The organism is Paenibacillus sp. FSL F4-0236 (assembly GCF_038000135.1).
Taxonomy (GTDB): Bacteria; Bacillota; Bacilli; order Paenibacillales; family Paenibacillaceae; genus Paenibacillus_AQ.
The window spans coordinates 2,554,299-2,572,120 of record NZ_JBBOBK010000001.1 but is presented as its reverse complement, the minus strand read 5'-3'; the positions used below and the strand labels follow the sequence as shown (position 1 = coordinate 2,572,120).

General features: G+C 40.4%; 16 protein-coding genes. 11 read left to right on the top strand and 5 right to left on the bottom strand.

Going from position 1 to position 17,822, the window contains the following annotated elements:
* The first annotated feature begins 29 nt into the window (after positions 1-29).
* A complete protein-coding gene (locus NSQ29_RS11735) occupies positions 30-812 on the top strand; it encodes an ABC transporter ATP-binding protein (RefSeq protein ID WP_341125117.1) in 783 nt (260 codons plus the stop codon).
* Positions 813-865: 53 nt separating this feature from the next.
* On the opposite strand, the gene NSQ29_RS11730 is transcribed toward NSQ29_RS11735, so the two are convergent.
* Entirely contained in the window at positions 866-1,744 is an 879-nt protein-coding gene (locus NSQ29_RS11730; protein ID WP_339241042.1) for an AraC family transcriptional regulator, read from the bottom strand.
* 210 nt (positions 1,745-1,954) lie between these two features.
* Here NSQ29_RS11730 and NSQ29_RS11725 point away from each other — a divergent pair, with 210 nt between their 5' ends.
* Positions 1,955-4,615 (top strand): family 78 glycoside hydrolase catalytic domain, encoded by a 2,661-nt coding sequence (locus NSQ29_RS11725; protein WP_341125116.1) that lies wholly within the window; start codon positions 1,955-1,957, stop codon positions 4,613-4,615.
* Here the strand turns inward: NSQ29_RS11725 and NSQ29_RS11720 are convergent.
* Complete coding sequence (locus NSQ29_RS11720; RefSeq protein ID WP_076283751.1) at positions 4,596-5,153, bottom strand: TetR/AcrR family transcriptional regulator; 558 nt, start codon at positions 5,151-5,153, stop codon at positions 4,596-4,598. The genes NSQ29_RS11725 and NSQ29_RS11720 overlap by 20 nt on opposite strands.
* Before the next feature lie 170 nt (positions 5,154-5,323).
* On the opposite strand from NSQ29_RS11720, the gene NSQ29_RS11715 reads away from it, so the two are divergent.
* The 3 genes from NSQ29_RS11715 to NSQ29_RS11705 all read left to right on the top strand — a co-directional run bounded on the left by NSQ29_RS11715 (position 5,324) and on the right by NSQ29_RS11705 (position 8,416).
* The gene (locus NSQ29_RS11715) at positions 5,324-6,838 is read left to right on the top strand and encodes an NAD-dependent epimerase/dehydratase family protein (protein WP_341126752.1); all 1,515 of its coding nucleotides are present in this window, start codon (positions 5,324-5,326) and stop codon (positions 6,836-6,838) included.
* Between the two features lie 177 nt (positions 6,839-7,015).
* Positions 7,016-7,864, top strand: a complete 849-nt coding sequence (locus tag NSQ29_RS11710) for a sialate O-acetylesterase (protein WP_340969593.1) — start codon at positions 7,016-7,018, stop codon at positions 7,862-7,864.
* A 30-nt stretch (positions 7,865-7,894) separates the two neighbouring features.
* Positions 7,895-8,416 (top strand): PadR family transcriptional regulator, encoded by a 522-nt coding sequence (locus NSQ29_RS11705; RefSeq protein ID WP_339795797.1) that lies wholly within the window; start codon positions 7,895-7,897, stop codon positions 8,414-8,416.
* A gap of 27 nt (positions 8,417-8,443) precedes the next feature.
* Here the strand turns inward: NSQ29_RS11705 and NSQ29_RS31535 are convergent, their stop codons facing one another.
* Complete coding sequence (locus tag NSQ29_RS31535) at positions 8,444-8,764, bottom strand: YfjL-like protein (protein ID WP_445671307.1); 321 nt, start codon at positions 8,762-8,764, stop codon at positions 8,444-8,446.
* Positions 8,765-8,853: 89 nt separating this feature from the next.
* Entirely contained in the window at positions 8,854-9,696 is an 843-nt protein-coding gene (locus NSQ29_RS11700) for a copper amine oxidase N-terminal domain-containing protein (RefSeq protein ID WP_340969595.1), read from the bottom strand.
* A gap of 285 nt (positions 9,697-9,981) precedes the next feature.
* Here NSQ29_RS11700 and NSQ29_RS11695 point away from each other — a divergent pair, with 285 nt between their 5' ends.
* The 4 genes from NSQ29_RS11695 (at position 9,982) to NSQ29_RS11680 (ending at position 14,284) form a co-directional block, all read left to right on the top strand.
* A complete protein-coding gene (locus NSQ29_RS11695; protein ID WP_081382919.1) occupies positions 9,982-10,665 on the top strand; it encodes a MarR family winged helix-turn-helix transcriptional regulator in 684 nt (227 codons plus the stop codon).
* A 242-nt stretch (positions 10,666-10,907) separates the two neighbouring features.
* Positions 10,908-12,260: an MATE family efflux transporter gene (locus tag NSQ29_RS11690; RefSeq protein WP_341125115.1), complete on the top strand. Its 1,353-nt coding sequence runs from the start codon at positions 10,908-10,910 to the stop codon at positions 12,258-12,260.
* A gap of 76 nt (positions 12,261-12,336) precedes the next feature.
* A complete protein-coding gene (locus NSQ29_RS11685; protein ID WP_341125114.1) occupies positions 12,337-13,215 on the top strand; it encodes a LysR family transcriptional regulator in 879 nt (292 codons plus the stop codon).
* 169 nt (positions 13,216-13,384) lie between these two features.
* On the top strand, positions 13,385-14,284 hold the full coding sequence (locus NSQ29_RS11680; protein ID WP_076283745.1) for an NAD-dependent epimerase/dehydratase family protein: 900 nt from the start codon (positions 13,385-13,387) through the stop codon (positions 14,282-14,284).
* Positions 14,285-14,422: 138 nt separating this feature from the next.
* Here NSQ29_RS11680 and NSQ29_RS11675 read toward each other — a convergent pair whose 3' ends face one another.
* Positions 14,423-15,400, bottom strand: coding sequence for a biotin--[acetyl-CoA-carboxylase] ligase (locus NSQ29_RS11675; RefSeq protein WP_339264748.1), 978 nt, complete (start codon positions 15,398-15,400; stop codon positions 14,423-14,425).
* 247 nt (positions 15,401-15,647) lie between these two features.
* Between NSQ29_RS11675 and NSQ29_RS11670 the strand changes: the two genes are divergently transcribed.
* Both NSQ29_RS11670 and NSQ29_RS11665 read left to right on the top strand, forming a co-directional pair.
* Positions 15,648-16,199 carry a biotin transporter BioY gene (locus tag NSQ29_RS11670; RefSeq protein ID WP_076283743.1) on the top strand — a complete coding sequence of 184 codons (552 nt, stop codon included), beginning with the start codon at positions 15,648-15,650 and terminating at the stop codon, positions 16,197-16,199.
* A 120-nt stretch (positions 16,200-16,319) separates the two neighbouring features.
* A complete protein-coding gene (locus NSQ29_RS11665; protein WP_341125113.1) occupies positions 16,320-17,753 on the top strand; it encodes a helix-turn-helix domain-containing protein in 1,434 nt (477 codons plus the stop codon).
* Positions 17,754-17,822: the final 69 nt, after the last annotated feature.

Sequence of the window (17,822 nt, the reverse complement as noted above, 5' to 3'; positions counted from 1 at the left end):
AGACATTCATGAAGAGGAGGAATTTGGGCATGATTATATCACTCAAAAATGTATCATGGCAACGTGATACAACAATGATCTTACGCGATATGAATTGGGAAGTGAAACAAGGGCAACACTGGTGTATCGTCGGACTAAACGGTTCAGGTAAGACGACGATGCTGAACGTAGTGAACGGCTATATATGGCCGACGACTGGGCAAGTTGAAGTGTTAGACCACCGCTTTGGCGATGTGGATCTTAGAGAGTTACGGAAAAGAATCGGTTGGGTCAGCACCTCGCTGCAACAGAAGCTATACGGCCATCAGACTGCGCTGACCATCGTCCTCAGCGGAAAATTCGCAACTATCGGTTTATACGACAAGACGAATGAAGAGGATCAAAAGCAAGCCGAGGAGCTGATGGAATTTCTAGACTGCTCTTCCTTAGCCGCTCGTACATACGATACCTTGTCGCAAGGTCAGCGTCAGAAAGTCCTCATTGCACGCGCACTTATGGCCAATCCAGATCTATTGATCCTTGATGAGCCTTGCACAGGACTCGATATTTTTGCCCGAGAACAGCTGTTGCAAATGATTGAGAAGATTACGAAGCAACCCAGCGGACCAACTTTGCTGTATGTAACGCATCATATCGAGGAGATAACACCATGCTTTACACATACTTTGCTGGTGAAGAACGGAGAAATCTACAAAGGGGATGAGACAGAAAACTGCTTGCAGTCGGATGTGTTGAGTGATTTCTTTGATACCCCCGTTGAAGTTCAGGAGCATCACAATCGTAAGTGGCTTACACTTGCCGGTGATAAGTAGGATAAGCTGCCTAGCAATTGCTAGGCAGCTTTTGTTATCTTGAATGTTAGAAGCTAGTGCTCACTTCGAATAGAATTACTATATTGTCGGGGACTCATTCCTATCTTTTTTTTAAATATTTGGTGAAAAAATTTGAGGTCAGCATATCCAACTGCAGCGGCAATTTCGCTTACACTTCTATGACCTCCTGAAAGCATACGACATGCAGCATCCATTCGAATACTTTGCGTATAATCTGTAAAGCTCATTCCAGTCTGATGCTGAAAAAGGCGACTGAATTGCCGTTCGCTAAGGTTCGCTTTACTGGCGAGATCGCTAAGTTTAAGCCCATTGGCATAGTTGTAATTTATAAATGCAATCGCATCATCCACTGCCATCCATTGCGGCTTATCCCCTGACGGCGCAACAATCTGCAACCGATGTCTAAACAAGCCTGTTAATATTTGTACGACTAGAGCATCGAGTACAGCTAGATATCCTGGCGGTTTTGCCGAGAATTCACGAAACAGTTCACGAAACATTATATGGTATGCGCCATTGACATCTTTCATAGAGTACCATAGCAATTGCATGTCTGTGAAAAATTCACAAATATCTGTAGCGTGAGGAAAGGTAGCCTGAAGTTCTGATAAATACTCTACTGGAAATAAACAGTTATAAACGATGAGCGGGCGGTCTTTCATCGGGGTCTTAGGTCGAAATACATGACTGCGTCCAATGGGGATAAAAAATAACGTACCGTGCTCGACAGGAACAGCCTCATCGTCAATGTAGTGAACGCCTGCTCCTTCACTGATATAAGTAATTTCGATAAACTCATGGGAATGCGCATTCAATTCGAACGTTTCGCAAGCCCTGTTCACATAAATTGGCACACCAGGCTCGAAAAAGCTATCTCCAGACATGACAAAAGTGCTGCGTCTGATACTCATAATCGTGGCCCCTTTCAAATTGCTAAGGCTAGACATATCGTACGAAACTAATGAATGAATGTCTAGATCCACCTATAAAAATGTCTGAAATGCCCCCAATTCTAAATTCTCTCAACTCATACAATAGAAATAGCTGCCGGATCAAAGATCTATGAATACAGTTCAAAGTGTTCCGGTAGGATACTGGATGAATATAGGAGGTTGATACAAATGTCCAATTTTGAAGTTACAAATCTTAAAGTGAACTATAGAAAGAATCCGTTGGGGATTGATGATTTACATCCGCGGCTTAGTTGGTGGATCAGCACAGAAATACGGGGATTTATCCAATCAGCCTATCAAGTTCAAGTCGCAAATGATCACAAATTCTTTTCAAAAATCATATGGGATTCTGAAAAGGTAGAGTCGGATAGCAATGTGCATATTGAATACGAAGGTCCCGCCTTACAATCCCGCACCCGGTATTACTTTAGGGTTCGAGCTTGGGACGATCATGGGATAGTTTCAGAATGGAGTGAACCTGCGCACTGGGAAACGGCATTGTTATCGGTAGATGAGTGGCAGGCAAAATGGATAGCAGCACCTCCGAATCACCAAGAGAATGGGGCTGATCCTTGCGACTATATTCGTACGGAATTTTCAATCCCTGATAATGTTGTATCAGCGCGTGTGTATGCAACGTCTCTTGGGATGTACCGCTTATATATAAACGGTAAACCAGCAGATAACACGTTATTTAACCCTGGCTGGACCAGTTATAATAAACGGCTTCAATATCAGACCTATGACGTGACTTCTTTGATTGCTGCTGGCAATAACGCTCTTGGTTGCATGGTGGGAAACGGGTGGTATAAAGGATATTTAGCTTGGGAAGGAAAGAAAGACATCTTTGGTGAGGATCGTGCTGTGCTTATCCAGCTACACGTCACATTATCTGATGGTTCTGAGCAAATCATTGTATCGGATGACAACTGGCGTACTTCTATAGGTCCACTCTTGATGTCAGAATTGTATCATGGCGAAACGTATGATTCGAGGCTCGAGGTAGAAGGTTGGTCTTCTCCCGGTTTTGAGGATGTAAAGTGGCAAAAGACTATTCTCAAGGACCGTCCAGAGACTTCATTGGTTGCTCAGGAAAACGAACCGACCAGGGTTATAGAAACCATCAAGCCTATTGCAGTCATTACTACACCTAAAGGCGAACACGTGCTGGATATGGGACAAAATATGGTTGGATGGGTAAGATTTACGGTTCATGCTGAAGCTGGAACGATAATTACTTTAGAACATGCTGAGGTGTTGGACCGCGAGGGGAATTTCTACATCGGAAATTTACGATCTGCAAAGCAGACTGTTACTTATATATGCCATGGCGGGGAGGCAGAAACGTTTGAGCCGTATTTATCCTTCCAAGGATTCCGTTATGTAAAAGTGACTGGCATACCGCTAGATCAATTATTGGAACAATTTATCGGCTGCGTCATCCATACGGACTTGGAGCAAACGGGAAACTTCAACTGTTCAGATGAACTCTTGAATCAGCTTCAGCACAACATTTTATGGGGACAAAAGGGGAATTTTCTAGATATCCCGACAGATTGCCCTCAACGAGACGAAAGATTGGGATGGACGGGGGATGCTCAAGTTTTTATTCGCACGTCTGCCTACAACATGAATGTCGTTCCGTTCTTTGAAAAGTGGCTAAAGGATTTGGCCGCTGATCAAGAAGAGGACGGAAGAGTTCCGCATGTTATTCCCGATGTTCCAGCGGCAGGATACGGCTCTGCTGCTTGGGGAGACGCCGCGGTGATTTGTCCTTGGACGCTTTATCAATGTTATGGAGATATTCGTGTGTTGAAAACGCAATATCCAAGTATGAAAGCATGGGTCGAGTATATTCGGGCGCAAGGTGAAGACGAATATCTATGGAATACAGGTTTTCATTTCGGAGATTGGTTAGGTCTGGACGCCAAAGAAAACAGCTACGTCGGAGCAACACCAAAAGAGTTGATCGCTACCGCGTTCTATGCTTATTCAACGGAATTGCTAGCTAAGACAGCGGCTGTCATTGGAAAACCCGAAGATGCCTTAAAATATGAAGCATTGCATGAGAAGATTGTTCTGGCATTCCGTCAAGAGTTCGTAACGCCAAATGGTCGGGTGGCCTCACCGACACAAACTGCGTATACACTTGTCCTTATGTTTGACTTATTAGAGGAAAAGGATCGTCATCGGACGGCCAAGATGCTAGCCGACCATATCGAAGAAAATGGAGTGCACCTAACGACCGGCTTTGTGGGAACTCCCTATCTGTGTCTAGTCCTCTCTAGATTCGGTTATACGGATGTAGCCTACCAATTGGTACTGCAGAAAGAGTATCCTTCCTGGTTATATTCTGTAATCCAAGGGGCTACAACCATTTGGGAACATTGGGATGGAATAAAACAGGACGGTTCGTTCTGGAGCGATGATATGAACTCCTATAACCATTATGCTTACGGTGCTATTGGAGATTGGCTCTATCGCACTGCCGGTGGCATCGAACTATTAGAACCAGGCTACAAAAAAATACGGATCCAGCCGCAGATCGGGGAACATTTGACGTGGGTTGATGCTTCGCTTGAATCTGTCCATGGAATGATCAAGGTAACTTGGAAAAAACAAAACGAAGCTTCAGTAGAAATGCAAGTACTGATTCCATCCAATACAACAGCTGAGATTATTATTCCAACGATGAATCAGGACAGTATCTTGGAGTCTGGGACACCAATAGAACAAGTCATAGGTCTATCCAGTGTGGAACAAATGTCAGAAGGCCTTAAACTACTAGTTGGATCTGGTGATTATTACTTCAAGTTTCCGATGACTTAAACGTTAATAAGGAATGATCCGCCAAAGAGAAAATAAGTTGAGCCAATTCATCGCTTGATATAATGAAATTTTCTAATATCCATTCCTGTATAATTGCTAAGCTTCCATTAACCAAATAAGCGTAAGTAAAACGCTTCATATTTTCGGGAACGTCAAGCTGAAGGAAAGTGTCAATATTCATCAGTACTTCATTAAGCAAACGTTTTGAAAACAACTCGTTTTCATTTGATTTGAGTAGCATGATGGCAAATAAATCATCATTCTTTTTGATGTAGTCTAAGAAGGTCAATATATAAGTGATGCCATTGTCATTAGCTTCGATTTTTTCTAGATATGCATTTGTGTTATCAATAATCTCCTGCTCAACATGTTCAAGCAGATCGTATGCATTTGCATAATGCAAATAAAAGGTAGAGCGATTGATGCCTGCTGAAGCGCATAATTCTTTTACGCTGATTTGGCTTATGTTTTTTTCTTTGAGCAGGCGAATCAAGCTTTGCTTCAGCAGCAATTTGGTTAACCGTTCACGTTGATTCATTGTTGATTCACCCCCTATAAAATTTTTTTAAAACTAATGGACAGAATAACTTCGACTGTCTATATTACATCAGTTTGATAATCAACTGGTGGTTGTGAAATAGACACTGTGTCTGTATTCTGAAGGGAGACGAATGACTTGTCAATAATCTTATAATGCAGGTGAAGAATATGGTAAAGAAAAAACGAGTCATGATAACAGGTGCAGCGGGCAATATGGGTGGCGAAACATTGAAATTTCTTAGAAACGATTTAGCGAAATGCGAGCTGTTACTCTTTGATTTAGACAATTCAACCAGCCGCCAAAAGCTGAAAGAATATGAGAGACTAAGTGGCGTTAAAGTAGTCTATGGCGATTTACTAGACTGCGACCTTGTCTATGAATGTGTGAAAGATGCCGACATTGTGCTTCATATAGCAGCCTATGTATCTCCTGCTGCAGATGAGTTTCCCGAACGAACGATGCAGATTAATTATGGTTCAGCGAAGAACATCGTCGATTCCATCAAGAAAAGTGGTCGTGCCCATGTAACGCGTTTCGTAAATATCGGTACAATTGCGGAAACGGGTGACCGTATGCCGCCGATCCATTGGGGACGTGTGGGCGACCCTCTCAAACCAAGTGTTTATGACTACTATGCCGTTTCGAAAATTGCCGCCGAGCGTATGGTAATTGAATCAGGACTAAGCTATTGGGTGAGCCTCCGCCAAACAGGTATTATGGGGCCAGCGATGAGCAAGATAGAAGACCCTATTATGTTCCATAACTGTCTAGAAAATGTGCTTGAATACGTATCAGATCGGGATTCAGGACGTTTAATGCGAAACCTTTGCATCTCGGATATAGACGGAGAACTAAATGAAGGATTTTGGCAACATATTTACAACATTGGCGGGGGCGAGAGCTGTCGAGTCAGCACGCTTGAGATGTATCAGGTGCTTTATGGTAAGTTAGGTTTAACAAATCTTGATTATGTGATAGATCCTAAATGGTATGCAACACGGAATTTTCACGGACAATATTATCTGGACTCTGATAAGCTGGAGGACTATTTTCACTTTCGCCGAGATTCAATAGATTATTTCTATCAAAGCTACCTCGATAATCTAGGCGCACTTGTGCCTGTTGTGAAAGTCATCACTAAATTGCCCGGAGGTCAAAAATTGATGGGTGCGATGATTAAGCGGACGATGAAAAAGCAAGCAGTAAAAGAGCGAGGAACGATACGTTTTATCGAGGAAAATGACATTGAGAAAATAGACGCTTATTGGGGCAGCAAGAACAACTGGGAGGCGATTCCTACAAAGGTGTCTGAAATGAAGAAATTCGCGGATTGGGATAAAGTCATCAAACTTGACCACGGGTATGATGAGAATAAGCCAACATCGCAATTAAATCTTGAAGATATCAAGGGTGCTGCGAAATTTCGTGGTGGTGAATGTCTTTCAACAGATATGGAAACGGGGAATTGGACAGGCAAACTTGATTTCAAATGTGCGTTCGACCATACCTTTACGGCTAGCCCCAAGCTTATGCTAGAAGGTGGACATTTCTGCCCGCAGTGTGAGCTCGAAAGCTGGAATTACAAAGAACGTGCGAAGCGTGAACCGTTCTTTGCTCAGGTTTGGAACCCTATTCAAAGTAAGGCAGACGGACGCGAGTATATGAAATCGTATCAGAATTAGATGGTATTACCTCACTTCTGATATGTTAATACTTCATACAAAGGTTGATCTTTTTGAAGATCAGCTTTTTTGATTTCATAAAGAGGGAGAGAATAAAAGCGTATTTGTTGACAAATAGTCTAATTAGACTAATAATATAAACAGTCTAATTAGACTATTGAAGAGAGGATGAGAATAATGATCAAATCATTTCTAATGATTGGACAGTCAAATATGGCTGGACGAGGATTTATACATGAAGTACCCCCAATTAATAACGAGAGAATCCAAATGCTACGTAATGGCAGATGGCAAATGATGGCTGAACCTATTAATTATGACCGTCCTGTTTCTGGAATAAGTCTGGCAGGATCATTTACGGATGCATGGTGTCGTGAAAATGAAGAAGACATCATTGGCTTAATTCCTTGTGCTGAGGGTGGGAGCACCATTGATGAATGGGCTGTAGATGGGGCACTTTTTAAACATGCATTGCAAGAAACTAAATTTGCTATGCAAAATAGTGAATTATCGGGGATTTTATGGCATCAAGGAGAAAGTGATAGTAGTAATGGCAGCTACAAAGTCTATTATCAGAAATTACTTTTAATGGTTACGGCGCTTAGAAAAGAGTTAGATGCTCCAAATATTCCATTTATAATTGGTGGCTTAGGGGATTTTTTAGGCAAAGAAGGATTTGGGAAACATTGCACTGAATACGAGTTGATGAATCAAGAGTTACAAAAATTTGCTTTTGAACAAGATGATTGTTACTTTGTTACAGCTTCAGGTTTAACTTCTAATCCGGATGGTATTCATATCGATGCAATATCTCAAAGAAAATTTGGGTTACGATATTTTGAAGCTTTTATTAATAAGCAGCATGTACTTGAGCCGCTAATTAATGAACAGGAGTTGTTAAGTCTCCATAATGCAAGAACTCACACTAAAGCGGAAAAAATGTATATATTGAGTATGGATTTTGCTTTGGGAAAAATATCATTTAACGAATTTCAAGCCAAGTTCATACAAATCAACAATGATTAAACCTAGTTGCATTTTGACGGAGGCGTTGAGTTGATAATATTACTAATTTTAGGATTATTAAAACAAAATCCAGGGGCTCACGGTTATGAATTGTTATCCTTAATGGAAGAAAAACACTATAAATATATAGTGAATTTCACCAAAGGGTCCTTTTATTATAATCTTGGGCAATTAGTAGAGAAAAAGTATATTGTAAAAGTTGACCAAAGAGACAGCACCAGAGAGACACATAATTATAACATCACGGAATTAGGGGAAAAAGAGTTTGAAAAGTTGATGTTCAAATATGGGTCTAAGACAGACTATATAAACCTATCTTTTTATGTAGCAATGTTATTTTCAGATGAATATAAAAAAGAAGAGCTAACTAAATTAATAGAAATACAAATCGAACAAACTAAACATAAGATTTCTTTAATACAGCTATCTCTTGAGAACGATGAAAATATCACTGCTTATTTTAAAAAAATGTTAGAAAATTCACTTTCCCACCATATAGTAAATGTTCAATGGTTTGAAGGTTTGCTTGAAGATATAAAAAAAGAAAACTGATCACAGCTCAACGGTTATTCTAGTAACCTATTTGAACATACGTTTTTCTAGTTCATATAGATAAAGATCATGAATTTCTTTGTTTTCAATATCTTGACCTACAAAAAAAACTAAAGTTGGGTCACTCGCGGGATATGCATAAGTAAGGTATGTTCGGTGCATAAAATCATAGTCCATCTTTTTTAACTTGAAGTCAATTTGATACTTATCTTCTAAATAGACTTCGAATTGTTTTTTATGGGCTATGGACTTCCATGGTAATCCGAAGAATAAAAAGTATATTCCTATAAGGAATATCAAAAAAATTATTAGAATGAGCGATTTTTTACTTAGAATAGGGTGTTTCATATATTAATAACCCTCCTTGTAAAATAAGACAAAAGCGAGCCTCTAAAATCACTTTTAGGCTCGTTTTGCGTTTCGTGAATTGTATTTACTTATTTTAGAATCCTGCCCACTACTAGAATATATTTTAAATAGTCGCCATAATTGCCTGCTGTAAACTCCGTTTTCTGCTGAAATACTTGATCTTTTGTGAGGGCTGGACGAGGACGTAGTTGTTCTGTTGTTGGGTTAAGATCAGCTTCCATTTGAAAGGTATTATTAAATATAACCAAAACATGTAGATCTTCTTTACCTTTAGGCATAGAAATTCCACTAATATTTTTTGCGCTTAAATTGATATTTCCCTGTTGAAGCTTATTTTCACTTAGTTCACTCAGCGTCAAATCAAAAGTGGTTGGTAAAATTCCGTTCTGATTAGCAATTCTATCAGGAGGAATGTCCGATTCCTTAATAGACTTTACCATATTAAATCCGTTGATCGCTTCATCTTCCAAGTGCAAAATACCCGTTTGGCTATCGTGAGTTCCCCTTAAATTCATATTATCCAACAGTACACGAATAGGTAACATAAAAGATTGTTTGTATACTACTGGAACAGTATCCATTGTTTTCACTACACCATCTACTATTATCTTATTCGAATTCTCTGTTAAAATAATTTTCTTACCATTCTTTTCAATTATTGCTTGTTTTAATTCGGCATTATACGACACTGAAGCTCCTAGTAGTTCACTTACTGCACGAAGGGGAACTATTAATCTTTGTTTGCTATCAATATAAGGTTGCTTTGGATAAGTGTAGAGAATATTGTACTCATTGATTTGCAATAGAACAGGGGAGTTTATTGTAGTAGACGCTGCAAAAGATGGATACGAAGGACCAAATAATAGGGTACTCGCTAAAGTAACAGCTAAACTGAGCTTTAGTAATTTCAATCAAGTCACCTCCAGATATTTTTTAAATAAACCCGAATAAGTGTTACTGTCATAAACACCAATTATAATATCGTGCAAGCGAACTTACAGTAAGTATATGATAAAAAATGTAATAAGGATGTAAGTAATTTTGCCCGCTACATTGTTGCGGTAACAATCAACAACATACTAACGGTACCTGTAAAAAATATTTTGACATATCTAACAGGTACCGTTATAATAAAAACCAACAGGTACCGTCACAAAGATTAACAGGTACCATACAAACTTTATGGAGGATCCAATATGGACATGAATACTGAATTATATGAAAAACTCGCGAAACTGCAATGGCTGCTGCAACGACAACACTTAAAAACACATGCTGCTGTTGGCCCTATGGCCGACACATCCCGCGGGCAAGGCAGGATACTGGCATTTCTCCGGATGAAAGATGGTATCAGCACCAAAGATTTATCCTATATGCTGGACATCCGTGTATCATCCCTCAATGAATTGCTTGCAAAATTGGAAAAAGCCGAATATATCACCCGTAAGCCATCAGAAACAGACAAACGCATCATGTTGATTTACTTAACCCAAAAAGGACAAGAGGAAGAGGGGCAAGAGATAGACAGCGTCAACATATTTTCTAGCCTATCTTCAGAAGAGCAGGTTGCTTTCGGGGATTACTTAACCCGCGTAATTATGGCTTTAGAAGAAGAGCTTGGAACGGACGGAGAACGTGATGTAATGGCTATGTGGATGGAGGCTGCAAAGGAGCGTATGGGTACAGAGGAATTCGAAAAACTAATGGCCATGCGTGGACAAATGCAAAAAATGTGGGGGAATTCTAGGGACGAACGCTTTAGCGGAAGGTTCCCTGGCTTTGGCGGGGAAGGGCATCGTGATATGCGCGGATTCGGCTGGCCTTCCAGAGATGGAAGAAATTCGTCACCAGACCAGTCACATGATCCGGACGATAAGTAAGCAAAGTCTTTTCGTCAAACAGTAGCAGTGGCGTGCCTTTTACAAAGGAAAGCTGAACGGCAAAGGCGGCGCAATGACGTACTTTCTTGGAAACTGAAGAACAGTTAATTTCGCACACCAACCCCGTAAAGTCGATGTTACGGTACGGGGTTGTTTGTTGCTGCGTCATGATTCATATTCAATAAATAGTTAGAATTCTAAGTAATTTGAATACCAAATAGATGAAGAAAGTGGTGACCCACATGGATGCAGAAAACCTTCATTACTTTGAAAAAGCACCCATCTCAAAAGCCGTAGCTCACTTCGGTATACCGATGATGTTAGGCATGTCAATGAGTGTCATATATTCCATCTTGAATGCCTATTTCCTTGGCACACTGGGCAATACGGCTATGTTAACCGCACTTGCACTAACCTTGCCGTTATTCGCGATCATTATGGCGCTAGGAAACTTGATTGGCATGGGCAGTGGTACATTCATCTCCCGCTTGCTAGGGGAGAAAAAATATGATGATGTTAAGCATGTATCTTCATTCGCTTTTTACAGCAGTTTAGTTATCGGTCTTATCGTGATGGCTGTTGGCCTCCCGTTGATTGATCCAATCGTTCATGGTCTGGGAGCGACGCCCGACTCCTTCGGATTTACAAAGGACTATGTAACGATTATGCTTATTGGTTCACCATTCGTTGTATTATGCTTCACATTGGAGAATATCGTTCGCTCGGAAGGTTCAGCAATCACATCGATGATTGGGATGATTCTAAGTGTTGTCGTGAATATTATTCTCGATGCGCTAGTTATCTTCGTCTTCCATTGGGACGTGATTGGCGTTGCGACTGCTACGGTCATCTCTAACTTGGTTGCGAGCGCATTCTACGCCTACCATTTGGGTTATAAAAGCCAATTCTTAACTGTCTCTTTTAAATGGTTCAAAGCTACCAAGGATATACTGAGCAATGTATTCAAAATCGGAGTTCCCGTCTTTATTATGAGCATCTTCTTGGGTGCAATGTCACTCATATTGAACCATTTTCTAGTCGAATATGGAGATCAAGCCATAGCGGGGTTCGGAATTTCATCCCGTTTATTGCAATTACCTGAGTGTATTCTGATGGGTTTATGCGAGGGAGTCGTGCCGCTCATTGCCTTCTCTTTTACAGCGAATAAATTACGCATGAAGCATACCATCGGATTCACGATCAAAGCGATAATAGCTTTAGCTGTCGTGTTCGGCGTTATCGTCTATCTGATTTCCGACCACTTAATTGGCTTATTTACGAATGACCCGCAATTAATTGAGATGGGCAGCTACATTCTGCATGTGACATTCTTATCCTTGTTTATTACAGGAATGACTTCGTTGTTTACCGGGATCTTCCAAGCTACAGCGCAAGGAACTGCTGCATTTATAATGTCAATTATTCAAGGAGTTACTCTGATTCCTGTGTTGTATATAGCCAATCGAATGAATGGTTTCCATGGTGTGGTCTGGTCGCTCGTCATTTCGGATGCCGTTGCGTTCCTTGTTGGTGCCATCATGCTGTATGTTCTGCGGAACAAGATGCAGCCGGATTTAAATGCTTTAGCACAGTAGAATACAGAGTCTTAAGTTGATATATTAAGTTCATCTTCTAATATAAATTTTACAGTATAAAGGTGGAGCCTAGAGTATGGTTGATTTTGAATGGTATAGAAGCTTTTGCACAATATATAAGTATCAATCGATTTCTGAAGCCGCAAAAACCCGCATGATGACGCAGCCAGCCATGAGTCAGCACTTAGCCGCCTTGGAGGCGGAGGTGGGAGAAACTTTATTTATTCGGTCGACTAGAAAAATCACCCCAACAGAGCGGGGAAAGGAGTTATATTCCCAGCTCGCTCCACTTATAGAATCATTAGAGAATACGACAATGAGCTTTAAATCGGCTTCTTTGCCTACGCTGAGTGTGATCAAGCTGGGAGCGGCGCATGAGTTTTTTAGTGAAAAAATACTGCCACGGCTTCCTGAATTTAATACATGTACCATTTCGCATTTTGGAACCTCCGAGCAATTGCTAGAGCTTCTGAAGGAAGACAAGCTAGACATTCTCATTATGTCAAAAAGGTTCCAAACTCCCGGTATCGAGTATTTGAAATTAATGGATGAAGAGTTTGTTATAGTAGCTCCAAGCAATTATGAAATCCTTGAATTTGATAATCTGAAGCTTGAAGAGCAATGGCTCTCTGAACAGAAATGGATCAGCTATGGCTTGGAATTGCCGATAATAAGAAGAATTTGGAGAGAACATTTTAAGAAACGTCCTGAAATTAGACCTATTCATATCATTCCTAATTTACACATGATCCTGAAGGCAGTTGAGCTCGGGGTGGGCTTGAGTGTCATACCTACATACCTCTTGCTAAACTCGTTAAAAGAAGGCAAATCAAAAGTTGTTTTTAAGCATTTAAAAGTAAAAAACGAGTTATATATCGCTTATCAGTTAAAGAATAAGCATTTGCCTCTGATTCATGAGATCATATCTATCCTAAGAGAAAAGAAGATGGATTAGCTAGTATTATTTATAAAATAATTTATGAATAAATGATTATTTCATAATTTGTTTTATTTATGTTTTGGAGCTTACAATAAAGAAGCAGCAAAATTAATTGAGACTGGCACCACACTTTGTTTGTCGAATGGACAAGCATCAACAGCATAGATGAGGAGGAAATATTATTATGAAAGTGTTTATCACAGGAGCTTCAGGCTATATCGGCGGGTCGGTGGCTAAAGGTTTACTTGATGCCGGGCATACTGTCTTTGGTCTGGTTCGCAATCCCGATAAGGTGGAAGCATTAAGGGATATTGGTATAGAGCCTATACTCGGCACGTTGGAAGATACGGATACGCTAACGAAATATGCTAAGCTCAGCGATGCAGTAATTCACACAGCCGATTCAGATCATTTGCTGGCAGTTGAAACTTTTATAGCTGCTCTACGTGGAAGTGGAAAACCATTTTTGCATACATCGGGTTCAAGTGTGGTTGGAGATGATGCCCGTGGCGAAACGGCGAGCGAACAAATTTTTGACGAGGAAACACCATTTGTACCTATGGATATTAGGGAAAACCGCGTAGCGATAAACAACCTCGTACGCAAGGCTGGAATTGAGGATTGGGTGAGAAGCATCGTGATAGTCCCATCTATGATTTATGGTGATGCACTAGCGTTGCCTGTGGAAAGCGATCAATTGCCGCAGATTATTCGCAAGTCGAGAGAGCTGCAGGCAGGCGTTCACGTAGGTAAAGGCGTAAATCGCTGGTCTAATGTCCACATCAAAGATTTGGTACAACTGTATGTATTGGCACTTGAAAAAGCACCGTCTGCATCGTATTTCTTTGCCGAAAATGGGGAGGAATCTTATGGGGACATCGCCAAATCTGTCAGCGAGGCGTTAGGCTTTGGGGGCAAGACCATAAGCTGGCCCGCAGACGAAGCGATAGCAGAACTTGGAGACTGGGCGCGTTTTGCTATCGCCTCGAACAGCCGTGTGCGTGCCACCCATGCAAGAAATCTACTTGCTTGGGCTCCGAAGGAAGAGTCGCTGCTTAGCTGGATAAAAAATAATTTGCAATAATAAACCACTGAAAAATGATTCCTCCATGTTTAAATTTGACGATTACCACGAATAACATATACGCAAAAGAAGCCGCCTACAAGGTGGCTTCTTTTGCGAAAAACGTCATAAGCTAGCCTATCTTAAAAAGAACAATAGCTAAATTTTAACACTGACTTCTCCATTTGAAAGATATTCCTCGTCACCATTTTCATATCTGACTTTCAGATGGCAATCGTTATCGATATCAATGGCTGTTGCCTTAAGCTGTTCATTATTCTTTATCACTGTTACGGGTTTGCCAAGTGAAATTAACCGTTTTCTATATTCGGTAAGAAACAATCTGTCCGTTAATTGCTCATAATATCTCATGAAATTGTTCAGTACTTCTGCTACCAGTCGGTTGCGGAGATCACCATAAGAATTGTTTTCAGAAATTACAGTTGTTGCAATCTCGGTAAGGTCGTTAGGAAAGCCGTCGAACGGTAGCGCTACATTGATACCAATACCAAGAACGGCATAATCAAGCCAGCCGTTTTCCAGTGACACGGATGCTTCAGTAAGAATCCCACACACCTTTTTACCTTCCATGAAGACATCATTCACCCATTTAATCTGCGTTTCTTTACCGGATACGCTCTCGATGGAAAGGGCGACTGCAACAGCGGCGCAAGTGGTCAGCAGAGCGGAATCTGTTGCTGACAGCTTGGGACGCAGCAGGATACTCATATAGATACCCGTTCCCGGTGGAGAAAAGAATTTTCGGCCCATTCTCCCGCGTCCAGCGGTCTGTTCTTCGGAAAGGATCACCTTACCCTCAGCTTCTCCATTTGAGGCAAGGCTTTTTACGGCTTCATTCGTTGAAGATAGTGTCTTAAAGACTTCTAAACGTAACTTTTTCCCCTGGGTATCCAGATATTTTGAAATTGCACTTGCAGATAGGATATCTGTTTGAGGTGACATGGAATATCCTTTATTAGTTACAGCTTGTATGGAATATCCGTCTGTCTGTAACGATTTTATGGCTTTCCAGACAGCGCTGCGCGTCACGGATAACTGAACGGCTATTTCCTCGCCAGAAAAGTATTCACCCTTATTACTGTCGAGCAAGGCAAGAATATGTTCTTTTACTGTCATGAACTTAAACCTCCAAAAGTATAACTCTCCGACCAAAACCCATTGAATATAATAACATCCAACGATTGCGACTGAATACTCTAATTCTATATAACAATTGGAAAAACTCAAGCTTGGTATTTCACTCTATTGTAAACCTTTAAAAATATTATGGTTTACAATCAATAATATCTCCATTATAATTCAGCTTACTGGACGTATTTACTAACCAGAATACAATTATTTATATCCAATGGAGGTCAATTTTTTGAAGACAAAAGAACTTATTTATGCTGCATTATTCGCAGCACTTATCGCGGTGCTGGGCATGATTCCACCCATCCCCCTCGGCTTCATCCCCGTTCCGATCACTGCCCAGACGCTTGGCGTCATGTTAGCTGGATGTTTTCTGGGGAAACGAATGGGCGCCCTCAGTCTAGTCATTTTCATCATTCTGGTAGCCATTGGACTGCCTGTACTGACTGGTGGCCGCGGCGGAATCGCAGTGCTCATTGGTCCTTCTGCAGGATACATATTTAGCTTCCCTATCGCGGCCGGCCTTATCGGCTGGTATTCTGAAAAAATCTGGCCGAAGGTCCGAACTTGGAAGCTGATAGCGATCAACATAATCTTTGGTGTATTACTAGTGAGTCTGATTGGTGCACCAGTCATGGCATTAATAACCAATACGTCGATCTGGGCTGGACTTGTCGGAGCGTTAGCCTTTCTTCCGGGGGACATCATCAAAGCCGTTATAGCAGCCGTCATAACGATGCAGCTGAAAGCAATTAGCCCTATTGAAGAAAAAACACAAATATAAAGTGATGTGAAACTCGGGTAAATGAAACCCGGGTTTTTTTATTGAAAAATAATATGGTTATAGATGTGAATTTGTTTATACTATAAAAATTAAAATGAAATTGAAATAGGGTGGATAACAATGGATAAGGGATTTAATTTAGCTAGCCAACTATTAACGCTGCTTGATACGGAACAAAGATGGTTTACCTTAGCCGAAGTGGAAAAAAGTTTAAGGATCTCAGATAAGACAATACGGAAGATGGTGGAGGAAATCAGCAAGCAACTACCCTCTTCTGTAACCATTGAAGTTTCTAGAGGTAAGGGAATCGTTCTTCTACGTGATGGGCAAAGTACGATAAGTGAAGTGATTTCTTCTATGTTCAGACAAACCATTTTTTATCGGCTGATGCATTTATTGTTTACGAATGCTGGTCGAATGTCTGTGGAGGAGCTTTCTGAAGCCATGTTTATGAGTACCTCGTCTTTGAAGAAGCTGATTGTGGAATTAAATAATAATGATCTAAAAGCGTATAAGTTACGCATTAGTTACTCTACACCTGTGATCAAAGGGAATGAAATGAATATTCGGTATTTTTATTGGAATTTATATTGTGATGCGTATGAGTTTACAGGATGGCCCTTTGCGAATGTCGATTTTGCTTATATAAATCAGTTGATCACAAATATAGAGAATGAGAATAACATTGTATATTTTATCAATTCCAAAAGGAAATTGTCCTTTTTGTTGGCAATTGTAATAGAAAGAGCTGCTAAAGGAAATTGTGTAACCATCGACGAAAATGCATACCCCTGGGAAAAGGGGATGTTTTATATACCAGTGAGAGCCATAGCAGAGCGTCTTGAAGAAAAGCTGTCTATCGAATTTCCAAAGAGTGAAATATTCTTTATGCAATCCATGGTTAGTCTCAGCCAATATCATTATTATGAAGGGTCAGAGATCACTCCGATTAAAGAAGTCGAATTACACAAGGATAAAGAAGAATATCAAATGGGGAATCTGCTTCTAATGTTGTTGGCAAAGGTATACCCGAACTTGGATATGCATGAACGATTTATCTTGGAGATTTACGGGTTCTTTGACAAGTTATTAATCGAAAATGCCATTCCGGAATGGATGATGATTTCGAAAAGTCATTTAACAACATATGTAGAGCAGGAGTGCCAGCAGATTTATCAAGAAATGCAAACCTGTATGCAAACGTGGAATAAAACTTACCCTTCCGTTCTCTTCAATAATTTTCATTTAACAAAACTAACCTTAATTGTCCGTTCGAGTTTACGTTATAAGAGTAAGAGGGCTTTCTTAGTGATCGGAGAGGAATTTTCAATTCGTCATTACATAGCAGATTTGATAAAGAAGGAAATAGGGGATCAGTTGATCCTTAATACCTCCATTATGAAAGGGCTAACCGACGAGATCATGCAGCAAAATAATATTGATCTTGTCATTAGTAATATCCCGGTTGCACTAAAGACCGTGCCTGTTGTTATTATTTCTACGATCCCTTCTAAAAGAGATTTGGACAATATCCGTAAAGAATTGCTTTTATAATTTGACCAATTATTTTCCGTTACCTACGTAAGTTTTTGGTCTAGTTTGTAATGTTAAAAAACCTTATGC